This is a genomic window from Gracilinema caldarium (genome assembly GCF_029265695.1).
In the GTDB taxonomy this organism is placed as follows: Bacteria; Spirochaetota; Spirochaetia; order Treponematales; family Breznakiellaceae; genus Gracilinema; species Gracilinema caldarium_A.
In genome coordinates this window covers 43,201-65,560 of sequence record NZ_JAJUHW010000001.1, presented here as the reverse complement: position 1 = coordinate 65,560, position 22,360 = coordinate 43,201, and the positions used below count along the sequence as shown (strand labels likewise).

Genomic DNA, 22,360 nt, shown 5'->3' with positions numbered 1-22,360 from the left:
TATAAACCTTTATCAGCGAGCCTTTAACCTTCTACCCTGTTTTTTCCGTTCCGCTTTGCTTGATAGAGTTTTGTATCTACCCGAGTAATAAGAGCTTCGAAGGTTTCGCCCTTCTCAGCTTCGGCTACGCCAGCAGATATAGTCACGGACAAGGCAGAGGTAGCAAAACTGAGCTGGTTCACGGTACTTCTTATCTTTTCTGCCACTACCTGGGCAGCTTTAAGGTCAGTTTCGGGAAGCAGCACCAGGAATTCTTCTCCACCATAGCGGCCCGCCACATCAGTTTTGCGGATATTCGCTATAATCGAATTGGCAACCGATTGGATAACCTCGTCTCCTGTACGGTGACCAAAAGTATCGTTCACCCGTTTAAAATTATCGATGTCCAGCATAATGACAGATAAGGGCCGGCCATAACGGCTCACTTTAGCTGTTTCCTCTTCCAATCTTTCAAAAATAAACCGGTGGTTGTACAGTCCCGTAAGCCCGTCAGTAACCGCCATGAGTTCCAGCCGTTTTTTATATTGATAGGACCGTACATTGATCTTTATCCGGGACAAAAGAGACGCAGCATCAAAGGGCTTATGGATATAGTCATCGGCCCCAGCCATGAGCACCGTTGAAATCGATTTTTCTCCGGTAAACTGGGACATACTAATAATGATAGCATTTGGCTGCATAGAACGGAGTTCCTTTATAACCTTGTCGCCGGTCAATTCGGGAAGCACCATATCGATAAGATACAAATCATAGTTTTTACCGCTTTTAAGCAATTCCTGGGGTGTACCAAAAAAATCCATAAACTGGAAACCGTTCATATCAAGAATGCGATGAACAACCTTGAGTATGATTGGAGAATCATCCAATATGGCTACCTTCATGTCCCGCATAAAGCGGGATAGTTCGTCCTCCGCAGAAAGGGTAGCAAAGAAATGCTTAAAATGCTCTTCGTTAACGTCTGATTTAAGAATATAATCAACCACGCCTAGACTAAAAAGGCGCTCCCGCAATTCCAAGGAATCACTGGAGGTTACCACCACAACGGGAATTTCTTTTTTAGCCGATTGGGGCATATCAATTATAAAAGATTCCGCGTCTCCATCGTCAAATTCCAAAGCTGTAATGACAAGATCAACCATATTCGATGAGAGATATGTAAGGGCTTCTTTTTTCGAAGCCACACTATGAACGGTGTGACCACATCGGAGGATAATTTCCTGCATTACTTTTCTGAATAACTCACTTCTATCAATATGTAATATCTGCAACATGTGCCTACCCTCTTTGGCTCAAATATAAAGTATTTTTTGTCTACTGAAAAGAAGGGCCTCGACTAATGGGAAGCCTTTTAGTATGCTAATGAGTACAGAATTGGCTTAGGAGGGATCTATGGGAATACTGATGCGGATACTGGCTTCAATCACCACTGTCTATATGATTCTCCTCTTTTTAAGAATCATGCTCAGCTGGTTTGACAGCCCCCTTTCGCTGGGACGCTCAGCGGACCTAATAAGCAGGGTCACCGATCCATATTTAAACTGGTTTCGCCGTTTTCCCCAGCTGCGTACAGAACAGCTCGATTTTTCTCCCCTAGCGGCCCTCGCGGTGCTTGCTTTAGCGAACAATATTTTTTTAACCATTGCAGTCTACGGCCGTATTACCGTAGGGATCATCCTGTCCATGCTCCTTTCCAGCATCTGGTCCGCCGTTGCCTTTGTAATCAGTTTCTTTATAGTAATACTTGTCGTGAGGTTAATTGCCTATATACTTGGAAGCAATAATGTCCACCCAATCTGGCGTTCTGTGGACGCTCTCTCAAAACCGCTTCTATATCGGGTAAACCGCCTTATATTCCGTGATCGGCTTGTCACTTACAAAACAGGCATTTTAACCACCGTCATCGTACTCCTTGCCATCCGTATTGCAGGAGGCATACTGGTAAGTCTTATTTCCAACCTGTTGGTGCGGCTCCCCTTTTAAATTTTGTTGTAAGGAATCACGTTGTTTCTTAACGAGCTAAGGGCTTCCATCAACACACTCAAAGGGGCAGGATCTCAGACCAGCCAAATTTTAGCACGGCTCGGTATTTCCGATATTGCCGCTCTCTTGAGTTATTTTCCCCGGGACTGGGAAGACCGCAGCCATTTTGTAAGCCTTTCCCAGTGGAACCAGGAACGACAGGTCTATACTATCGCCCGGGTGCTCGCCCATGAATGGTTCGGTTATCCTAAAAAGACCCTCAAAGTCCATATTGAAGATGAAACAGGTCGAGCAGAGCTTATCTGTTTTAATCGCCCATTCCTCGAAAAACAACTGGTTGTCGGAAAACAATATATTATTTTAGGACAATTCTCCTATAGGTATGGGTGTCTTCAATCGACCAATTTTGAAATAGAAAATGCTGAACAGGCACGCACTTCCATAGAGTTTCCATTTCTGCCAATCTATCCGCTCAGTGCTGGGTTATCTCAAAAAATACTACGTCGGCTCATGTATCAGGCACTCCACATATACGGAAAAAATCTGGAAGAAGAACTGCCGGAGCCGGTTCTTAAAAAATATGGACTATTGTCTAAAAGTGCAGCCCTGCATGCTATTCACTTCCCTAAAAGCCGAGATGAACTGGAAGCAGCAGTACGGCGCATCAAATTCGAAGAACTCTTTTATCTTGAAGTACTTATTGGTCGCAGAGCTTTGGAACGGCGCCAAGAATGCAGGCGGCAGGAGCCAGCATTGCCAAATCTCGACAATAGACAAAGCCTAGGACTAAGCCCATTGCAGCAGCGCCTGGCAGAGCGGCTCCCATTTAAACTGACCGGCGGCCAATTGAATGCCATACATGAAATCAATCAGGATATGTCAGGCCCTCATCCAATGGCGCGGCTATTACAGGGAGACGTGGGATCCGGCAAAACACTTGTTTCGTTTATGGCGGCCCTTCGGGCCCTAGAATATGGCGGCCAGACAGCTATACTAGTACCGACGGAACTACTAGCCCGCCAGCATGCGGAAAATGCCGCGCGGCTCTTGGAGCCCCTCGGTATTTCAGTGGCCTTTTTAACGGGAAATATCAAGGCAGCGGGCCGCAGCGCCCTCCTTAAAGCTTTAGCAGCAGGCCACATACATATCGTAATCGGCACCCATACCCTCTTTTCCGCAGATGTCCGCTACCACAAGCTCAGACTTGTCATTATCGATGAACAGCACCGTTTCGGGGTCCTCCAGCGGAGTGCCATTATGGCTAAAGGAGACCATCCGGACCTCCTTATGATGAGCGCTACGCCCATTCCTCGAACCTTGGCATTGACCGTGTTTGGGGACCTGGATGTTTCGGTCATAAAAGATGTACCACCGGGCCGTAAAACCGTAAAAACCCATTTGGCTAAGCAGCCTAACGAAAAAAAAGTCTATGACTTTGTTCGACAAGAACTCGCCGCAGGCCATCAGGCCTATTTTGTCTATCCCCTTATCGAAGGAGATGAAGACTCACAGGACAGTGGAAACATAAAAAACGCCCAGGCCATGGCAAAGAGACTCGCATCATCAATTTTTCCAGAGTACCGCGTAGCCCTGGTACATTCCCGGATCGACGAAGATGAAAAACGCAAAACCATGACAGCCTTCCGCACAGGAGACATACATATTCTTGTTGCTACCAGCGTTGTCGAAGTCGGTGTTGATGTCCCAAATGCGACCTGTATGGTAATAGAACATGCTGAACGTTTTGGCCTTTCTGCGCTTCACCAGCTTCGGGGCCGTGTCGGCCGGGGACAGGATCAATCCTATTGTTTTTTAGTTTATAGCGATCGGCTTACTGGGGACGGGAAGCAGCGTCTTAAGATAATGTTAGAATATAGCGACGGTTTTACTATTGCAGAAGAGGATCTTAAACTGCGGGGTCCCGGACACATCGCAGGAACAGTACAATCGGGCTATATTAATCTCGGTCTTGCAGATCCCGTAGAGGATTCATCGCTGCTCGAAGTAGTCCGGGAAGAGGCTTTTGGTATCCTAGAACGGGATCCGGGGCTCCTTGCTCCAGAACATCTGGTTATTCGACAGGTTTTGGAACGGGCCCCGCCATTTGCTCAGGTTGCCTTGTAGGGAACCTTAACCGTTACCCGACAGCCACCCTCTGCATCTAATGGACTTTCAATAAGAAGCTCAGCCTTTAATTGTGTACAGAGGGCCCGAACTAAAAGCATTCCTGTTTTTTCTTTGTCATGATTCTGGTACCCATTGCCATTGTCTTCCACAAAAAACTCTATCCCCTTGTCATGAGTTGTAAGACCTATTTCTATCTTGGGTAAACGATTATGCGGAATACCGTGGGTAAATGCGTTGGATACAAGTTCGTTTACAATGAGTCCCAACGGGACTGCCCGTTCTAGTTCAATTTCGCAATGATTCAGAGATTCTTTCCGCTCGATCCTTCCTCCGTTATATCCGCTCTGGTAATAGGCAAGTATGCCCCGAACGTATTCATCAAAAGGAAGGTGTGTATATTGATTAGCTCCAAATAGCTGTTGGTACACCAACGCCATAGAATTGACCCGGCCCTGTAATTGATTAAGGGCATCAAGGGCATCTTCCGATTGTACCTGCTGTATTTGCAGAGAAATCATGCTTATGAGGACCGAAAGATTGTTTTTAACCCGATGATGTACTTCCTGGATAAGCGCATCCTTTTCCTGGAGTTCGTGAACCAGATTGGTCTCCCTTTTAAGGATCTCCTCTTCCATTCTAGCAAAGCTTTCAGAAAGCTTGTCCATTTCACGGAAGCCAGTAGGTGAAAGCCGATGAATCGTGCCATCGGATCGGGCAGTCATTTCAGCATAATTAGACAGAACTACAAGGCTCCGGGCAATTTTCCGAAAGAACAAGAACATGAAGGCAAACACAAGAACTGCCATAGAAAAGATAAGGAATATAAAAAGCTGTTCAGCAGCCTGGGCTGGCATAAAGTACTCATTTTCGTACAAGCCCGCTGCGAGAACAAAATTATGACTTTTTATATACCTCATGAGGACTATTTTGCTCCGTTCCTTCAGATCTTCCGGATTTTTCCAACTGTAATCAAAGCGAACAATATCGCTCATGGAGGCAATTTTGTCTGCCTCTGGGCTTAATAACAAGCCCCTGAGGGATGCGATTTCAAAACCTACCCTTATCTTTTTGCTATTCGTGCTGTAAGTTATATCAATTCCTTCCAATTGGGGATGAATTAGTTCAAAACAATGCATATCCGGGTTCGTTGCCGCACTGATGGCCCAAAGGTAACCGCTGTTGCCGAGCCTTACCACGGCCTTAGAAATATCCCGGGAAACTTGTACATAATTTTTTGCATTTGCATAGCGCCGGCGCTGCTCCTCCAAAAGAGAGTCCCATTTATATGCCCCCTTGCTCACCCAATGAGCTGCGGTCAGTACCCACTCTCCGCTGGGATTTTGCTTCCCTATTTCCCGGCCAGAATCATCAAGAATGTGTGTATCAGATACACATAGAGATTTTGTCTCTAAAAAATCCTGCAAAAAAATCTGTAAATCTTCTGGCGTAAATGGGCCAAAACGGAAACTGACAATAGGACCGTTGAGAAGTCGTTTAAGCTGGGCAAAGCCTTCGGTATCGGGGATGCCTCCGGTAAGGGGGCTGTACATGTTTAAAAGCTGGGTAGCCCCGTTCAAGGTGCTTTCGATTTGCGAGAGGCCAAGGGCTCTCGTTGTTGACCCCCAGTACATGACACGCCACAACACCAAAGTAAGCGAAAGGGGTATAAAAATCGAAAAGAATAGCATAAGGAGGATAATAGTAAAGGTACCTACTTTTCGATTTTTTATAGTTTTCATTGGTTTAACTATTACAGATAACAATGAAAAAGGCAAATTTCAAGCTGCTTTTTAAAAGTTCCACTAGTTCCGCGAATTCCGCACAGACCCGATGCTCGTGCGGAACTAGTATTACAATTAATTTTTTACAAAGGAGACAAAATAGCGGTGAAACCGATCATCCTCGGTAAGCTCAGGATGAAAGGTCGATGCCAATAGGTTCTGCTGCCTGCAAGCCACAATCTGTCCTCCATGACGGGCAAGCACCTGAACCCTCGCGCCAACATCAGATATAACCGGAGCCCGGATAAAAACCATGGGGAAGGGGCCGCCCTCGAGTCCTTCGATTGGTTCAGAAACGGTAAAACTGTCCAGCTGACTCCCATAGGCATTTCGATGAACCTCGATATCCATTACCGCCAGGTGCCGCCGGTGATCGTTTCTGATATTGCGGGCAAGGAGTATGGCCCCCATACAGGTACCCCACACTGGGAAGCCCTTTTGTATTCGGGTAACTAGGAGTTCCCGCAATGCCTGTCCCCGCGGATCATGGGCCAGGATAGTCCCCACCGCGGTACTTTCACCGCCGGGAATAATGAGGGCATCGGTGGACTCTAAATCCGCGGCGGTTCGAACCCAAACCGGCTCCACACCGGGAATGCGGGCGAGCATATCCGCATGTTCGGCCACCCCGCCCTGCAGGGCTAAAACCCCAATCCGCACCATTACCAGCCCCGCTCCGCAAGTCGTTCCTGGGGAGCCAGGTCCCGGAGATCAATGCCGGACATGGGTTCTCCCAGCCCTGCGGAAACCTCCGCGAGCACCTGAGCATCCTGCCAGTAGGTTACGGCCTTAACAATAGCCTTTGCCCGCTTTTCGGGATCCGCAGACTTAAAGATACCAGAGCCTACAAAAACCCCGTCAGCCCCAAGGGCCATCATCAGGGCGGCATCCGCCGGCGTTGCAACGCCGCCAGCAGCAAAGTTAACTACCGGAAGCTTTCCGTTCTCGGCCACGTAGCAGACCAGGTCATAGGGGGCCCCCAGTTCTTTGGCGGCAGTCATAAGCTCTTCCCGTGGCAGGCCCTGAAGCCGGCGGATGCCGTCGTTCACGGTTCGTAAATGACGCACAGCCTCAACCACGTTGCCCGTGCCGGCTTCGCCCTTGGTCCGGATCATGGCAGCCCCTTCGCCAATACGCCTGAGGGCCTCGCCCAGATCCCGGGCACCGCACACAAAGGGAATACGGAAAGCCTTTTTATCGATATGATATGACTCATCGGCCGGGGTAAGCACTTCACTTTCATCAATATAATCGATACCCAGGGCCTCAAGAATTCTCGCTTCTATAAAGTGTCCGATCCGGCATTTTGCCATAACCGGAATACTGACCGCATTTTTAATCTCCGTAATCATGGCTGGATCGCTCATCCGGGCCACACCGCCCTGTTTTCGAATATCTGAGGGAACCCGCTCCAGGGCCATTACTGCCACGGCCCCTGCAGCTTCGGCAATTTTAGCCTGTTCCACATTGACCACATCCATAATAACTCCGCCCTTAAGCATACGGGCCAAGTCTCGATTAATCGCAAATCTGTCTTCCATTTTGTTCACTCCCTGGATAGAATATGTATCCAATAAACAGTAACTGTCAATACAGTACCGATACAGTTGGGAGGAATATGAATTACGGCGCCCTGGTATTCGATGCCAACAGCGAAACACCCTTGTATCTGCAGCTCGCAGACCGGCTCAGACAAGCGATACACCGGGGAGACGTCATAGATGGGGAACGGCTTCCCTCTATCCGCCGGCTATCCCGGGCTCTGCAGGTAAATCCTGCGACCGCCGTGGCTGCATACCGCATTCTTGAACAGGAAGGCTGGGTCCGGTCTCGGCCGGGAAGCGGCGTGTACGCTCAGCGAAAACGGTCTCCAATCGAGGCTGAATATACAGAACCATTATTTCATGCAAAAGAAGGGCCATTAATAGACCTGGCTGCGGGAACCCCCTCGCCTGACATGTTTCCGGTGGAACAATTTAAGGAAATCGTCCTGGAAGTCATTGAGCGTGATGCGGGGTGGGCCTTTGAATACCAAAACATTGCGGGGTGGGAACCATTCCGCAAGACCCTCTCCCGTTATGCGGCAGAAACGCTGCAGATTCAGGCTGATCCTTCCACTATCTGGGTCGTATCCGGTGCCCAACAGGGTATAGATCTCACCGCCAAGGCACTTTTGCATCCTGGAGATCGGGTCATTGTAGAACAGCCCACCTATCGGGGTGCCCTCGGGGCATTCTGGTCCCGCGCTGCGGATACTATTTCCTTAGAAATCCACGAAGAGGGCATGGATATGGAAGTCCTGGAACAACGACTGATACATACAAGGCCGCGGCTTTTGTATATACAGAGCCGTTTCCAGACCCCCACGACCTATAGCTGGAGTGCAGAAAGACTGCATCGGCTACTTGAATTGGCAGATCAATACGATTTTTATATTTTAGAAGATGACCTCCTATCGGATCTCTATTTTCATCAGCCTCCTCAGCCGATTACCCTCAAATCGATAGATAAAAATAACCGGGTACTCTATGTCCGAGGTTTTTCCAAGGTTTTATTCCCCGGGCTCAGGCTTGGGCTTCTGATTATTCCCCCAGCCTTGCAGTCCCTGTATGAACAGGCAAAACGCAGTTCCGACATTGCCACCGATGGCTTTATGCAGCGGACGGTGGATCTCTATTTGCAGCGGAATTACCACAAAAGCCGCATGGAAGAATTGCGTGTACATTTCCGAGACTTGCATAATATTATGTACCAGGCGGTGCAAACACACCTGGAACCCTTAGGCTGTACCGCCCATTTCTGCGACGGAGGACTGCACCTCTGGGTAAGACTCCCTCCAGAATTTAAAAGCACCGCATTATATTACAAAGCCCTGGAACAGGGGATCCGGATCACAAGCGGAGAGGCTTTTCATGATGAGTCCCACATCCGCCTGAGCTATGTCTGTATTGAACCGCGCTCTATCGATGAATCAATCTACCGGCTTTCTTTGATTATGAAAGGTATTGCAGGAGAAAAGTAAACTTGGCCTTTCAGTGGGCATTAGGTTTTTATATTGCTCTATTGCGGCCCTTAGCCCCAACTGGTACAGTAGAGCCCAAGGAGTACTTACATGCCAGAGATTCTGCCCAAAAACTATAAACCCTTATTAAGTCTTAAACAGACCGAACAGGCAATTAAGCTTGTAAAAGATTTTTTTGAACGCAACCTTTCCGCGGAACTGCAGCTATCCCGGGTAACCTCTCCCCTCTTTGTACCCCGTGGTTCGGGTATCAATGATGACCTCAATGGTATAGAACGACCGGTGCGATTCCCTGTTAAAAACCTTGGAGACAAGGAGATGGAAGTTGTCCAGTCTCTCGCAAAATGGAAACGCATGGCGCTGGCTGATTACGGCTACAAGGAAGGAACCGGCCTATATACAGACATGAATGCCCTGCGTCCCGATGATGACATTGATGCAATCCATTCCATATACGTTGATCAGTGGGACTGGGAACTGGTGATGAAACAAGGCCAGCGGAACCGGGCGTTTCTAAAAAAGATAGTAGAAAAAATCTACGAAGTGCTAAAACGTACCGAATTTGTAGTCAGTGAGCACTACGAAGAAATAACGCCGGTCCTTCCTGAACATATTACCTTTATTCACTCAGAAGAAGCCCTCCGCCGGTACCCCAAACTGAGTCCCCAGGAGCGGGAACGGGAACTGGCACGGGAATACGGCGCCATTTTTATCATCGGTATCGGCGGCAAGCTATCCGATGGGACCATACATGGAGGCCGGGCTCCCGACTATGATGACTGGACTACCATCGCCGAAGATGGGACTGCGGGCTTAAACGGTGATATTATAGTCTGGGATCCGGTGCGTCAGGATTCGCTTGAACTTTCATCCATGGGTATCCGGGTAGATGCGGAAAGCATGAAACGCCAGCTTGCACTGACAAACACAGAAGACCGTACTAAACTGTACTGGCACAGCCGGCTCTTAGCGGGCGAATTCCCCCAGACGATCGGTGGCGGAATCGGCCAATCCCGGCTCTGTATGTTCTTTTTGCGCAAGGCCCATATCGGAGAAGTACAGGCTTCGGTCTGGCCCCAGGAAACTTTAGATCTCTGCAAAAAACAGGGTGTACACCTCATGTAAAATAAAAGGGGGATGTCCGTGTATGGTTCTTGGTCATCCCCCTGCTTAATTCAAACTCACCGGAGCTTATGCTACGTAACTTTCCAGATACTGTTTCCGTGCAGGATGCTGGAGCCTTTTAAGGGCTTTTTTTTCAATCTGCCGAATCCTTTCTTTAGTAAGATGAAACCTTTCCCCGATTTCTTTGAGGGACATGGGAGCCGTTCCGTTAAGACCAAAGCGGTACCGAATGATTTCCGCTTCCTTTTCTGAAAGGGTCTGAAGCACCATTTCAATGTCTTCCCGTAATGCAGACTCGATCGCCGCATCTTCCGGAGCTTTGTAGGTCGTATCTTCCAGGAAATCGCCCAAAATAGAAGAATCTTTTTCGGTATACACTGGACTTTCTAAGGACACCAGGTCACGGCTTATATTGATGAGATCCGCCACATGTGAAGGATCCATATCAAGCAGCCGGGCAACCTCGTTAATTTCCGCATCGCTTGATGCCCCGCCCTGGAGTACCTTGCGGGTCTTTTCAATCTGTACAAGTTCATTGGCCCGATTTAGGGGCAGCCGGATCATACGGGATTTTTCGCAAATCGCTTTAAGGATTGCCTGCCTTATCCACCATACCGCATAGGATATAAAGTGATACCCCTTATCCACATCGTACCGTTCAATGGCATTCAAAAGCCCAATATTGCCTTCGCTGATTAAATCCGAAAGAGATAGGCCCTGATTCTGATACTTTTTAGCCACATTAACCACAAAGCGCAGATTGGCAGCGGCAAGCTTGTCCCTGGCAGCCTTGTCGCCCTTAGCTGCAGCACGGGCTATTGCATCTTCCTCTTCTCTGGTCAAGAGGGGAATCTTGTTTATTTCTTTGAGGTATATGGAAAGAACATTTTCATCGTTCATGGTTTCCTTTTTTGACTGTTTTGAAAGAGCTGTTTTTTTTGTAGCGGTCATATTGTACCTCCTGAATAGGTACATATATTTAGCAATTATCATGCCAAGCAATAAGAAACAAAAAGCATCAAAAATATTTTAAATATCTATTTATATGATAAATACTTAAATGAATGCAGATTTCGGTGCACAACAGAAATGGATAGCATTATTTGCAACGGCATGCAAAAATGTGGGTCTAAATGATACAGGGCCTGAAATTTCGTAAATTATTGGTTCCTAATGACACATTTTTAGACATCTAGTGCCTTGGGTTGGCATACTCCTGTTCTGTACACGAATAGAGCCTTCCGCAGCACATTCTGCGGGGCAGCCCTGAACCGCAGGAACAGGGATCGTCATCGGTTAAGCGAACAGAAGAGACTGAATGTTTTTGCCTAAAATTACCTATTACAGGATCACAATCGGTTTGGAAAACATCTTCTATGTACAGGTAGGGAAAATCTAACTTAGCTTTCCTAAAAATTGCTAATTTTTCAGTACACGAAAGGGAATAAAGCACCTTACTTTTCGATATAAGTTTCCAGGCATCGTCTATTACTGCATAGACTACATCCCGTTCAGCTTCGGAGCAAAATCGTCCTGATCCCCGTTTACTTAAATATCTGAAGACCTGTACAGACTGAAACGCCCGGTAATCATCCAAGATTGGTTTTTCGCTTTTCCGCATGCCATAGCCGTTAATCCACCGTGAATACAAAGACACAAAGGGACCAGAACGAACGAGCTTTCTGGCATTTACCCAGCTTTTCGTCGCCAGGCCTGGCTGACCAGAACGGTCCAATGCGAGTCCAAGGTAATAAAGGATTCGAGCCAACTCTTTAGATGCCCGGACCGGACAGAGTTCTGCAGCTTTCTTGAATTCCTTAATTGCATAGGCTGTTTTATGTTTTGCCAGGGCTTTTCGGCCCCGTTCAAAGGGTCCAAACCAGTCTTTCATACTCACCACAAGGATAAGATACCAATAATTTTCTTAATAAGCAAATTCAAGTTACCGCCGATTTTTGTTGACCTTTGCTGGTCTTTTTCCGTATATTTAAATCGTAATATCCATTACTACAACAATATCTGTACCTCAGGAGGAATTATATGACTGTAAAACCCTTAGACGACCGTGTCATGGTAAAGCTTGAAAAAACCGAATCCAAAACTGCTGGGGGTATCATTATTCCCGATACTGCCCAAGAAAAGACCCAGACCGGTGTCGTTACCGCTATTGGTGATAACAAGGATATTATCAAAGTAGCTGTGGGGCAGAAGGTCATGTATGACAAATATGCCGGCACCCAGATTAAGGTTGATGGTGTTGAATACCTTATTCTGAAAATGTCCGATATCATTGCCATTATCGAATAGTAAGCAACTGACTTTTAAAAGTGGTACTACGGAGGGATGTCCATAAAGTTAAGGACATCCCCTTTTTTTATCAATAAATCAGCATCAGCGCGGATTTATCATGCGAGCATTCAGCTGCTGGAGTGCAAATACGGCTTCCATATTACCAGGATTCAGCTGGATCGCATATTCATAACTTCTGCGGGCTTCAGACAATTTATCCAATGAAAGGAAACAATCTCCAATCTGATGATACAGGCGGGATTCAATTTTTGTATCTTGAGCTAATGAAGCGGCTAATTGATACATCTCAATGGCGTTTAAGATTCTGTAGGTTTTTTGGTACAGCTTCCCCAGGTTAGCGGGAATATACCACTCCGTACCTGGAAATGAAGAAAGCAGCTGCTGGCCTGTTTCAAGCTTGCCCTGTTCCAGAGCACGCAAAGCGGGATATAAGACAAGGGATGGATGCTGTATTCCCTTTTCTTTAGCCATGGCAAGCAGTTTCTCAAGCTCCTCTATATTTCCTATAGTGTAAAGATACCATGCTCCCCAGTGATAGAGCCGTTCATCCTGAGAAAATCTGTTCAGTAAGATCCACAAAGATCCGGGTACAAAGGGCCGGTGTGCTCCAGAATATTCATACCTGAGTGCTTCGAGCTGCAAGAGAGCATGGGTTTTGTAGATCGGTAAGGAGCGCAAAAAGCTCAGGGCTTCTGTTTCAGGCAAGAGCCTAGCGTACTGCAAAACACCATATTCATGGAATTTATCAATGTTTAATAAACGCAAAAAATAGTATTTCCGTTCAGCAGGATCAGCGCTCGTGGATCCTTGGTTATACAGCACCGTAAGCAATGCTGGACCGGAAAGGTTCGGTTCAAGTTCTTTCCAGACACCGCGGGCTTTTTGAATATCTCCACTTTTTATAAAAGCATCCGCTTCATGAAGCAGGTACTTGTAGTTTCCGTCCTGCTCATAGAGTTGACGGAATAAAAGGGCAGCTTCTTCCGGGGAACCAAAATCATACAAGAGATTGGAATAGAGGGCATCAAAACTCATCGTTTTTCCTACCGCACCTTTTCCTGCGGCGAGAGCAGCCTGAATATTTCCGGAAAGTATGAGCGCCACAACTACATTGTTTGTAAAAATCGATGAACGAGGAGGGTCTGCATTAACCAGCAGCTGGTTCAGCAATTCTATTCCATAGGGAATCTGCAAAAACCGCTGAGGAGTATCTATAAAATGGGCTTTATGCAGCACGAGCAGGAGGAGCGAAGCATTTTCAGGCGAAAGATCCCGGGGATCCAGATGGAGTAAAAACTCTATCTCAGCTTGCGACAATTCATGGGGCACAAGAAGGCAGCTATCCAGAAATAAAGACAAGATTGCATCTTGTTTGGGATATTTCTCGGAAAAATCCCGGGCTTTCGCAGTATAGACATCGTATCGGAGACCTTTAAGAGCTAAAAGTCGGTACCGTTTGAGAAGGGACAATGCGGTAGCTGATCCAATCTGTTCTTTTTCATAGCTCTGAAGGGTTTTTAAAATCTTATCAGGGCTGGACACGCCATCCCAGGCATCTATTTGGCTATCCAGATAGGTAAAATCGAGTTTATTAGTGAGGCTTTGGGGGCGTTTTATGATAAAAGTAAGAAGAGCGGCCAGGACCGCAGCGCAGCCGAGGCCGATAATAAGAAGCCGAGGATTGACAGCGAACCGAATAGGGAACCGGTTCTTGCTCGTCATACTCCTAAACCACCCTGAATATCCTTTTTAATTGCATCCAATACACCGTTAATAAAACGGAACGAATCGTCGGTACCATATTCTTTTGCAATATCTATGGCTTCGTCTATTACTATGGAGGCTGGAATATCCTCTTGGTATTTGAGTGAATAGACACTCATACGCATAATTGCCAAATCGACCCTATTAAGACGATCAAAGTTCCAGTTCTTTAAATGAGCCTTAATAAGGCTGTCGATGGTTTCAATGTTTTCTATAGTTCCCGCAATCAACAACCGTGCGAATACAGCGGTTCCTTCATCAAGGGCATCTCGTTTTTCCTGGTCTAACCAGGAAAAACTGACCAGTTCCTGAACACTTGCCCCCGAGGCTTCCCAGGAAAAGAGGGCCTGGAAAGCCAATATACGCGCTTTTCGTCTCGATGCCATAATTAATATGCTATGTTCTTTTCAAAAATCTGGAAAGATTTGCCGCCAGCGCGGAGTTCATCAACAAGCTCTTTACTTGCCTTATCAAAAATGGCCTGCTGATTCTGCTGATAAAGGAGATTGCCAATATACTCCCGCACGGTAATCTTGTTGCCCAACTGATAAATATCATCCAGGTCCAGGTTTTTTTGACTGTAGGCTTCGGTAATTTTGATTATCTGGTACCCTTTTGTATTTTCGATGAGCCGGGAGACTTCTCCCTGTTTGAGAGAAAAGGCTACGTTCATGAAATCAGGGCCAACAATACTCTGGGCTTCTGCGGTTTTCGGCAGATAGCCGCCGTCGCCGGCCTGATAGCCCGCAGATGGGGACTGACCCCGGAGGACCGCTTCATCAAATTTGGATGGGCTTGTCCCAATGTCTTTCACAAGCTTATCTGCCAGTTCTTTGGCCTTGGCCTTGGAAGCTGCATCGCTGCCATAGGGGACGAAAATCATGGAAAACCGCACCGTATCGGGCCGCACCAGTTTTGCCTTATTGAGCTCGTAAAAGTTTTTAATTTCGTTCTCGGTCGGCTTTTTAATAGAATTTATAAGGTCTTGCTTTTTTGTCATGAGGTATTTCTGAACCGTCACGAGCCGTTTCATCTGTTCCTTATATGAGGCCAGGTCCATGCCGGTTTGCTGCTTAATAGCCGCTTCGAACTCAGCATCTGTAGGCTGCCGGCCCAGGCTCTGGGCCATTGCAGTTCTGGCTTGCTGCAGCTGCTGGTTTATTTCAGCATCGCTTACCGTTACTTTGTCCCGTTCTGCAGCCTGCAGGGCAAGCCGCTCATTAATCATCACATCAAGAACCTGTTTCCGTTCATCAATGGTAAGGGCTTTTCCGGTCTGGGCTTCGATTTTTTGAACCTCTGCCTTAAGCTGTTTAACCGTAATTGGCTCTGTTTTGGTTAACTTTACCAGAGCTACGGACTGTAAATCGGCCTGGGCACTAACGAGGGCTGCCACAGCAAGGGTAAAAAGCATCACAAGTACATTGCGTTTCATATGTATCCTTCTTAAAAATAGAATATATCAGATGCTCAAAGGTTACGGAATATTCCCTACTCCAGTACAGCCCTGATCCGGCGTACACCGGCGGAGGAAGATTGTTCCTTCTGTATCTTAAAGGTGCCAAGCTTGCCAGTCCGGTCTACATGGGGTCCGCCACAGACTTCTTTAGAAAAGTCTCCAATGGTGTACACCTTGACCTGGGATTCGTACTTTTCGCCAAACAGGGCGATTGCCCCTGCAGCCTTGGCATCCTCTAATGACATAATTTCCATAGTGACCGGCAAATCCCGCTTAATCTGCTCGTTCACGATTGCTTCAACCTTTGCAATCTCTTCGGCAGTCATTGGGGAAGGATGGGAAAAGTCAAACCGCATCCGTTCTGCAGTAATGTTGGAACCCTTTTGGGCAACATGCTCACCCAAAACCATCCTGAGGGCCTTATGGAGCAGATGCGTAGCCGTATGGTATTTAACAGCCTGTTCTCCGTGGTCCGCCAGGCCTCCCTTAAAGACCTGTTCGCTGCCAGCCCGGGAGAGTTCCTGGTGCTTTTTAAAGGCCTCATCAAATTCTTCCCGGTTAATGGTCATGCCATGCTCAGCTGCCAGTTCTTCCGTAAGTTCGATGGGAAAACCGTAGGTGTCGTAAAGCTTAAAGGCCAGGCGGCCAGATATAATTTTCCGTGGATCCTTAAGCAGGTTGGGAAGCAGTTTTTCGAACTCATGTTCCCCTTTCTGCAAGGTCTCCAGGAACTTCTGTTCTTCCTGCTGGAGCTCTTCCATGATCCGGCTGCGGTTTTCCGCCAGCTCCGGATAGGGGGCTGAAAATTTTTCGACCACCGCTTCGGCAATTTCGGTAAGGAACAGTGTTTCGATACCGAGCTTACGGCCATGCCGAACCGCACGGCGTATGAGCCTGCGGAGCACATAGCCTGCTCCCACGTTGGAGGGGCTCACACCTTTGGGATCCCCTAGAATAAAGGTAGCAGCCCTGCCATGATCGCAAATAATCCGGACCGACTTGTCTTTTTCAGAATCGGTACCGTAGGTATATCCAGAAATCCGTTCCACCGCCGCAATAAGGGGCGCAAAAATTTCCGTATCATAGACAGACTTCTTACCATTCAGAATGGTAACGGTCCGCTCGATGCCCATACCCGTATCCACGCACTTTCTTGCCAGGGGCTCATAGGTACCCTCTGCGGTCTTGTTATACTGCATGAACACGTCGTTCCAAATCTCGAGCCATTTTCCGCATTTACAGCCCGGCCCGCAATCGGGACCGCAGGAGGGCCGCCCCGTATCGATAAACATTTCCGTATCGGGACCGCAGGGGCCAGTGGTACCTGCAGGTCCCCACCAGTTGTCCTCCCGGGGGAGGAACCGGATCCGTTCTTCCGGGATACCAAGCCGTTTCCAAATTGCCGCCGATTCTTCATCCCGGGGAATGCCTTCTTCACCAGCAAAGACTGTAACACCAATTTTTTCCAGGGGTATTCCAAGCCATTTCGGATCCGTTAGGAACTCGAAACTCATGGTTATAGCCCCTTCCTTAAAATAGTCTCCCAAAGACCAGTTTCCAAGCATTTCAAAACAGGTCAAATGGCTGGGATCCCCTACCGCATCAATATCGCCGGTGCGGATACACTTTTGATAGTCCGTTAATCTGTTGCCTGCAGGATGGGGTTCTCCTAAAAGGTAGGGCACCAGGGGGTGCATTCCGGCGGTGGTAAACAGAACTGTGGGGTCATTATCGGGGATCAGGGATTTCCCCTGGATCTGGGCATGACCCTTGGATTTAAAAAATTCGATATATTTCGATCTTAATTCATTAGCGTCCATGGTGAACCATAGTAGGGGACTGTAAGAAGCTCGTCAAGAGACCCGGACAGGGAACAGTGAGAAGCCTCATAAAAAAAGCTGGCGAAAGCTAAGTCCGCCAGCCTTTTATTTTAAGTGTCTATCAACTTTTTATCGCTTGCCCGCGTCGTAAATCTCGCCAGCCGCCTTGGGACCCACCGCCTTGCCCGAGAAGAGAATCAGGGCAATGATGGTCAGCACATAGGGAAAGAGATAAAAGAATTCCAAGGGCCAGGAAGCCATAAAGGGTATATCCTTGGCATAATAAGAAAGGGCCTGGGAAAATCCGAAAAACAGCCCCGCGCCGAGCACTCCCCAGGGACTCCATTTTCCGAAGATGAGAGAACCCAGGGCAATAAAGCCCGTACCATGAATGGAAGTCAGGGTATACTGAATATCCTGGGTCAATACCATAACACCCCCCGCGAGTCCTGCCAAAATCCCCGATGCCATGACTCCCATATAGCGCATGCGGTACACGTTTATACCCATAGAGGCCGCCGCCTGAGGATGCTCTCCGCAGGCCCTGAGCCGCAATCCAAAGGGTGTCTTATACACCAGGAACCAGGTAAGCAATACCAAAGCAAGGGCAACATAAAAGGTAGGATACACATGGTCAAAGAGGGTTGGCCCAAGAATCGGAATATCCTTGAGACACGGAATGGTGATTTTAGCAAGACCTGTGGTAAAAGCCTTGGTCCGCTGCTGGCGAAAAATGATTTGGGCCAGATACACCGTAAGTCCTCCAGCTAAAATATTGAGGGCAGTACCGGACACCACCTGATCGGCCTTAAAGTTCACAGAAGCCAGGGCATGAAGAAGTGAAAAGGCCATTCCAGAGACAACACCTACCAGCATGCCTATCCAGGGAGCCCAACCGGGTAGTACCGGTTCCAGCATAACTGTGACAGTGGCGGCCGCAAAACCGCCCACCATCATAATACCCTCCAAAGCCACGTTAACGATGCCAGAACGCTCGCTGAAAAGCCCGCCTAAGGCCGCGATAATAATGGGGGCAGAAAACATCAATGCGATGGGAAACATGTTGATGAGCAAATTCATTTGTTGCCTCCGGTTTTTCGTATGCCAGCCTTGCGGCCTCCATTGCTCCGGCTCATATAATTCAGAGCGGCTTCTATACCCAGCTTCATCGCGACAAAGAGGACAATAGAAGCCTGAATAATGGAAGCAATTTCTCTCGGTATTCCCTGGGATTGCATGAGCGGCTGGGCTGCCTTAAGCAAACCAAAAAGCAGGCCCGATAGGAAAACACCCAGCGCATGGTTGCCGCCGACCAGGGCAACCGCAATGCCGTCCATGCCGTAGCCTTCGAAAGAAGGAAGCACCCGGCCAAAATTAAAGGTCCCCAGGGTAATAACCGCCCCTGCAAGCCCCGCAAAAGCGCCGGATATCATCATGGAAAGGACGATGTTCTGTTCTACCTTCATACCCGCATACCGGGCGGCATCCTTATTAAAGCCCACGGCCCGCAGCCGGTATCCGAAGGTGGTCTTTTCTACCACAAACCAAAACACGATAACCGCAAGGATAACCGGTATGATGCCCCAGTTAAGCCGGGAACCATTGGTAAGCTGGGCAAGGAATTCGCTTTTCAGTGTAGCAGATGGGGGAAACTCGGGGGTCTTAACCCTGTCTACGGAACCAAACTGGAGTAAACTCCAGTTTACAAAATGAAGGGCCGTATAGTTCATCATAATCGATACAACCACTTCATGGACATTAAAGCGGGCTTTGAGAATACCCGGAATGGAAGCCCAAAGGGCCCCTGCCGCCATGGCGGCGAGTATTCCCAAGATAGGATGAACAAAGGGCGGCGCTTTAACCAAGAGGGCAACCGCCACGGCTGCCAAAGAGCCCACCATAAGCTGCCCTTCAGCACCGATGTTAAAAAGCCCAGTCCTGAAGGCAAAAGCAACCGCGAGGCCTGTCAGGGTAATGGGCAGAGCTTGCAGGATAAACTCGCCCACATAACGCAAGTTAATGTCTGTGCGGCCGGTAAAATCGATACCCGTCAAGGTTCGGCCGAGGGCTAAAAACATTCCTCCCGGCGATTTTCCGGTAATGACAATAATAATCGAACCGAGAACAAAACCGAGCAGAACCGCAATGAGGGGTACAATGAGCTGAAGCCGTTGGCTGCTTTTCACTTTTACACCGCCTTCCGTACCGAACCGGCCATATAAAGCCCCAGTTCGTTTTCATTTGTTTTATCAGCATCCACTTCCGCTACGATTTCGCCGTTAAAAATAACGGCGATACGGTCGGAAAGGTCCAGAATTTCATCCAACTCAAGGGAGACGAGCAGTATGGCTTTACCCTTGTCCCGCTCTTCCACAATTCGCTGATGAATATACTCTATGGCGCCTACATCGAGGCCTCGGGTTGGCTGGGCTACGATCAGCACTTCAGGTGACCGGTCAATTTCGCGAGCCACGATAGCCTTTTGCTGGTTACCGCCTGAGAGGCTGCGGGACGGGGTAGCTGGACCTTCTCCTGAGCGAACATCGAACTCTTTTATGAGCCGTTCGGCGTTTGAGCGAATAGAGTTATAGTTCAGAACGCCAAATTTAGAAAAGGGCCGTTTTTGGAAATTGTGTACCACCATATTTTCGTCCAGGCGGAAGTCCAGAACAAGGCCGTGCTTGTGCCGGTCTTCAGGAATATGGCCGAGCCCCGCCTCAAGGCGTTCACGAACCGGCAGGTGGGTTATATCCTTACCGTCCAGGATGATTTTACCCCCTTCCACCGGGGCGAGGCCAGTGAGGGCATAGACGAGTTCGGTCTGGCCGTTGCCGTCGATGCCACAGAGGCCAAGAATTTCACCCCGCCGCACTTTAAGGGACACGCCTTTAACGCCTAGAACCCCTTTCGAATTCTTTACCTTAAGGTCCTGGATGTCTAAAAGGACCTCGCCGGGAACCGCAGGTTTCTTGTCCACGGAAAAACTGACCGCCCGGCCGACCATCATTTCTGCGAGCTGGGCTTCGGTGGCAGTCTTGACCGGAACGGTTCCGACAAGGCGACCCCGCCGCAGGACGGTACAAACATCCGCTACGGCTTTAATTTCCTTAAGTTTGTGGGTTATGAGCAACACCGTCTTTCCTTCTTTAGTAAGGCGGCGCATAATTTCCATAAGTTCGTTGATTTCCTGCGGCGTAAGCACCGCTGTGGGTTCATCAAAAATAAGTATATCCGCATTCCGGTACAGCATTTTAAGGATTTCTACCCGCTGCTGCATACCGACCGTAATATCTTCAATCTTTGCCTTGGGATCTACCTCAAGGCCATAACGCTTTGAAATGTCGGCGACCCGTTTTTCCGCACTGGCAATATCGATCAGGGGGCCCTTCCGAGGCTCCAGCCCCAGTACGATGTTTTCGGCCACTGTAAAATTATGCACCAGTTTAAAATGCTGATGCACCATACCGATCCCCAAATCATTGGCCGCATTCGGATCGGTTATGCGCACCTCTTTTCCGCGCACCTTAATAACACCAGAGTCGGGCTGATACAAACCAAAAAGAATGCTCATTAAGGTGGATTTGCCCGCGCCATTTTCGCCCAACAGCGCATGAATAGAACCCTCTTCTACCTGGAGGGTAACATCATCGTTTGCACGAATACCCGGGAAGGTTTTTACAATATTAAGCATTTCGATGATATAAGCCATCGACTTCCCCTTTATAAAAAAATTAGCCCCCTGTCATTCATGCAGCTACCGGGGGTAAGGAGCTCAAGAACAAAACGGGGTGTTCCGGAACGAAATAATCCAGAACACCCCGTCTGTTTGCATCCTACACGAACTTATTTTGCAGGAGTTTCAGAAACCTTGAGCTCGCCGGAAGCGATCTTGGCTTCGAATTCTTTTACTTTAGCGACAATGTCGTCGGACAGGTTAGGATTGGTCTCGGGGATGCCAACACCCTGGTTAGCTACAGAGAAGACCAGGGTCTGTCCGCCGGGGAATTTGCCTTCCATGGTCATTTTGGCTACGTCATGGGCAGCAACGTCAACCCGCTTCATCATGGAAGTGAGAACCGCGGACTTCTTGTTGGCTTCGTCATAGATACCATCGGCATACTGATCCTTATCAACACCGATAGCCCAGCGAACATCGCCCTTAGCGGTCCGTTCCTTAGCTTCTTTGATCATACCGTTTCCGGTGCCGCCAGCGGCATGGAAAATGATATAGGCGCCCGCATTGAACTGTTTCTGGGCGATAGCCTGGCCCTTATCGGGAGCGCCGAAATCACCGGCATAGTCCACGAGGATCTTGCATTCGGGATATACGGCCTTAACACCCTGTTCAAAACCGGCCTGGAATTTTTCGATCAGGGGGAACTGCATACCACCCAGGAAGCCGACGATCTTCTTGCCGTCAGCCTTTGCCTTGAGACCCGCAGCAACACCGACCAGGAAGGAGCCTTCATGCTCAGCAAACACAGCGGAGGCAACATTCGGCTTGGCGACTACAGAGTCGATAATCAGGTATTTGTTGTTCGGATACTTGTCGGCCACTTCGGTCATGGATTTTTCGAAGAGGAAGCCGGGAGCGGCGATAAGATCGAGTTTCTCGTCAGAGAAGGTGGACAGGTTGGGGATATAGTCGGCTTCTGCAGCGGACTGGAGATACTTGTAATCCCCTTCCTTAAGCCCTGCTTCTTTTGCAAAGCGGACAATACCTTCCCAGGTGCCCTGGTTAAAGGACTTGTCATCGATACCGCCGATGTCGGTTACGAGGCCAACCCGGAAGGCAGGAGCGGCAGCAGCAGCGGGCTTCTTCTGTGTACAGGACACAAAAGCCATAGAAATCACAGCGAGGGTTGCAATAGCAGCAACGAGTACACGTTTCATAGTTCCTCCTAAAAAACTTGTAGGGCTTTTTTGAGCCGGACTAGTATTATACGCGCTTTAAATAAGTGCGTCAAGAAAA

Annotated in this window: 19 protein-coding genes; 5 read left to right on the top strand and 14 right to left on the bottom strand. The window is 48.4% G+C overall.

What is annotated here, in order from left to right; all coding sequences use genetic code 11:
- Positions 1–23: 23 nt before the first annotated feature.
- Entirely contained in the window at positions 24–1,271 is a 1,248-nt protein-coding gene (locus tag Q7P68_RS00285) for a response regulator (protein WP_304221341.1), read from the bottom strand.
- Positions 1,272–1,389: 118 nt separating this feature from the next.
- Between Q7P68_RS00285 and Q7P68_RS00280 the strand changes: the two genes are divergently transcribed.
- Positions 1,390–1,980, top strand: coding sequence for a YggT family protein (locus tag Q7P68_RS00280; RefSeq protein WP_304221338.1), 591 nt, complete (start codon positions 1,390–1,392; stop codon positions 1,978–1,980).
- A 21-nt stretch (positions 1,981–2,001) separates the two neighbouring features.
- Complete coding sequence (recG, locus tag Q7P68_RS00275; RefSeq protein WP_304221336.1) at positions 2,002–4,104, top strand: ATP-dependent DNA helicase RecG; 2,103 nt, start codon at positions 2,002–2,004, stop codon at positions 4,102–4,104.
- Here the strand turns inward: recG and Q7P68_RS00270 are convergent.
- The 3 genes from Q7P68_RS00270 to pdxS form a co-directional block, all read right to left on the bottom strand.
- The gene (locus Q7P68_RS00270; RefSeq protein WP_304221333.1) at positions 4,089–5,846 is read right to left on the bottom strand and encodes a sensor histidine kinase; all 1,758 of its coding nucleotides are present in this window, start codon (positions 5,844–5,846) and stop codon (positions 4,089–4,091) included. The two genes, recG and Q7P68_RS00270, sit on opposite strands and share 16 nt — an antisense overlap.
- Positions 5,847–5,963: 117 nt before the next feature.
- Positions 5,964–6,551, bottom strand: coding sequence for a pyridoxal 5'-phosphate synthase glutaminase subunit PdxT (gene pdxT / locus Q7P68_RS00265; protein ID WP_304221331.1), 588 nt, complete (start codon positions 6,549–6,551; stop codon positions 5,964–5,966).
- Positions 6,551–7,429, bottom strand: coding sequence for a pyridoxal 5'-phosphate synthase lyase subunit PdxS (gene pdxS, locus Q7P68_RS00260; RefSeq protein ID WP_304221328.1), 879 nt, complete (start codon positions 7,427–7,429; stop codon positions 6,551–6,553). The genes pdxT and pdxS overlap by 1 nt, the downstream gene beginning before the upstream one ends.
- Positions 7,430–7,506: 77 nt before the next feature.
- On the opposite strand from pdxS, the gene Q7P68_RS00255 reads away from it, so the two are divergent.
- Both Q7P68_RS00255 and asnA read left to right on the top strand, forming a co-directional pair.
- A complete protein-coding gene (locus Q7P68_RS00255) occupies positions 7,507–8,910 on the top strand; it encodes an aminotransferase-like domain-containing protein (protein ID WP_304221326.1) in 1,404 nt (467 codons plus the stop codon).
- A 90-nt stretch (positions 8,911–9,000) separates the two neighbouring features.
- The gene (asnA, locus tag Q7P68_RS00250; RefSeq protein ID WP_304221323.1) at positions 9,001–10,035 is read left to right on the top strand and encodes an aspartate--ammonia ligase; all 1,035 of its coding nucleotides are present in this window, start codon (positions 9,001–9,003) and stop codon (positions 10,033–10,035) included.
- Positions 10,036–10,101: 66 nt separating this feature from the next.
- Here asnA and Q7P68_RS00245 read toward each other — a convergent pair whose 3' ends face one another.
- Positions 10,102–10,986: a sigma-70 family RNA polymerase sigma factor gene (locus Q7P68_RS00245; RefSeq protein WP_304221321.1), complete on the bottom strand. Its 885-nt coding sequence runs from the start codon at positions 10,984–10,986 to the stop codon at positions 10,102–10,104.
- A 241-nt stretch (positions 10,987–11,227) separates the two neighbouring features.
- Entirely contained in the window at positions 11,228–11,926 is a 699-nt protein-coding gene (locus Q7P68_RS00240) for a hypothetical protein (RefSeq protein WP_304221319.1), read from the bottom strand.
- Positions 11,927–12,075: 149 nt separating this feature from the next.
- Here Q7P68_RS00240 and Q7P68_RS00235 point away from each other — a divergent pair, with 149 nt between their 5' ends.
- Positions 12,076–12,342, top strand: coding sequence for a co-chaperone GroES (locus Q7P68_RS00235; protein WP_304221316.1), 267 nt, complete (start codon positions 12,076–12,078; stop codon positions 12,340–12,342).
- Positions 12,343–12,426: 84 nt separating this feature from the next.
- Here Q7P68_RS00235 and Q7P68_RS00230 read toward each other — a convergent pair whose 3' ends face one another.
- From Q7P68_RS00230 to Q7P68_RS00195, 8 genes are all read right to left on the bottom strand, one after another.
- Complete coding sequence (locus tag Q7P68_RS00230) at positions 12,427–14,067, bottom strand: tetratricopeptide repeat protein (RefSeq protein WP_304221313.1); 1,641 nt, start codon at positions 14,065–14,067, stop codon at positions 12,427–12,429.
- Positions 14,064–14,495: a transcription antitermination factor NusB gene (gene nusB, locus Q7P68_RS00225; protein ID WP_304221310.1), complete on the bottom strand. Its 432-nt coding sequence runs from the start codon at positions 14,493–14,495 to the stop codon at positions 14,064–14,066. The genes Q7P68_RS00230 and nusB overlap by 4 nt, the downstream gene beginning before the upstream one ends.
- Positions 14,496–14,497: 2 nt before the next feature.
- Positions 14,498–15,544: a peptidyl-prolyl cis-trans isomerase gene (locus Q7P68_RS00220; RefSeq protein WP_304221307.1), complete on the bottom strand. Its 1,047-nt coding sequence runs from the start codon at positions 15,542–15,544 to the stop codon at positions 14,498–14,500.
- Between the two features lie 56 nt (positions 15,545–15,600).
- Complete coding sequence (locus Q7P68_RS00215) at positions 15,601–17,388, bottom strand: alanine--tRNA ligase (protein ID WP_304221305.1); 1,788 nt, start codon at positions 17,386–17,388, stop codon at positions 15,601–15,603.
- Positions 17,389–17,517: 129 nt separating this feature from the next.
- Entirely contained in the window at positions 17,518–18,468 is a 951-nt protein-coding gene (locus tag Q7P68_RS00210) for an ABC transporter permease (protein WP_304221302.1), read from the bottom strand.
- On the bottom strand, positions 18,465–19,574 hold the full coding sequence (locus Q7P68_RS00205; protein ID WP_304221299.1) for an ABC transporter permease: 1,110 nt from the start codon (positions 19,572–19,574) through the stop codon (positions 18,465–18,467). Before Q7P68_RS00205 ends, Q7P68_RS00210 begins: the two co-directional genes overlap by 4 nt.
- A 2-nt stretch (positions 19,575–19,576) precedes the next feature.
- Positions 19,577–21,097: an ABC transporter ATP-binding protein gene (locus Q7P68_RS00200; protein WP_304221296.1), complete on the bottom strand. Its 1,521-nt coding sequence runs from the start codon at positions 21,095–21,097 to the stop codon at positions 19,577–19,579.
- 134 nt (positions 21,098–21,231) lie between these two features.
- Positions 21,232–22,281 (bottom strand): BMP family lipoprotein, encoded by a 1,050-nt coding sequence (locus Q7P68_RS00195; RefSeq protein WP_304221293.1) that lies wholly within the window; start codon positions 22,279–22,281, stop codon positions 21,232–21,234.
- Positions 22,282–22,360 lie beyond the last annotated feature (79 nt).

Coding starts and splice junctions, on each gene's coding strand:
- Q7P68_RS00285 (WP_304221341.1), bottom strand. CDS start 1,271: ATGTTGCAGATATTACATATTGATAGAAGTGAGTTATTCAGAAAAGTA.
- Q7P68_RS00280 (WP_304221338.1), top strand. CDS start 1,390: ATGGGAATACTGATGCGGATACTGGCTTCAATCACCACTGTCTATATG.
- Q7P68_RS00270 (WP_304221333.1), bottom strand. CDS start 5,846: ATGAAAACTATAAAAAATCGAAAAGTAGGTACCTTTACTATTATCCTC.
- pdxT (WP_304221331.1), bottom strand. CDS start 6,551: ATGGTGCGGATTGGGGTTTTAGCCCTGCAGGGCGGGGTGGCCGAACAT.
- pdxS (WP_304221328.1), bottom strand. CDS start 7,429: ATGGAAGACAGATTTGCGATTAATCGAGACTTGGCCCGTATGCTTAAG.
- Q7P68_RS00255 (WP_304221326.1), top strand. CDS start 7,507: ATGAATTACGGCGCCCTGGTATTCGATGCCAACAGCGAAACACCCTTG.
- asnA (WP_304221323.1), top strand. CDS start 9,001: ATGCCAGAGATTCTGCCCAAAAACTATAAACCCTTATTAAGTCTTAAA.
- Q7P68_RS00245 (WP_304221321.1), bottom strand. CDS start 10,986: ATGACCGCTACAAAAAAAACAGCTCTTTCAAAACAGTCAAAAAAGGAA.
- Q7P68_RS00240 (WP_304221319.1), bottom strand. CDS start 11,926: ATGAAAGACTGGTTTGGACCCTTTGAACGGGGCCGAAAAGCCCTGGCA.
- Q7P68_RS00235 (WP_304221316.1), top strand. CDS start 12,076: ATGACTGTAAAACCCTTAGACGACCGTGTCATGGTAAAGCTTGAAAAA.
- Q7P68_RS00230 (WP_304221313.1), bottom strand. CDS start 14,067: ATGACGAGCAAGAACCGGTTCCCTATTCGGTTCGCTGTCAATCCTCGG.
- nusB (WP_304221310.1), bottom strand. CDS start 14,495: ATGGCATCGAGACGAAAAGCGCGTATATTGGCTTTCCAGGCCCTCTTT.
- Q7P68_RS00220 (WP_304221307.1), bottom strand. CDS start 15,544: ATGAAACGCAATGTACTTGTGATGCTTTTTACCCTTGCTGTGGCAGCC.
- Q7P68_RS00215 (WP_304221305.1), bottom strand. CDS start 17,388: ATGGACGCTAATGAATTAAGATCGAAATATATCGAATTTTTTAAATCC.
- Q7P68_RS00210 (WP_304221302.1), bottom strand. CDS start 18,468: ATGAATTTGCTCATCAACATGTTTCCCATCGCATTGATGTTTTCTGCC.
- Q7P68_RS00200 (WP_304221296.1), bottom strand. CDS start 21,097: ATGGCTTATATCATCGAAATGCTTAATATTGTAAAAACCTTCCCGGGT.
- Q7P68_RS00195 (WP_304221293.1), bottom strand. CDS start 22,281: ATGAAACGTGTACTCGTTGCTGCTATTGCAACCCTCGCTGTGATTTCT.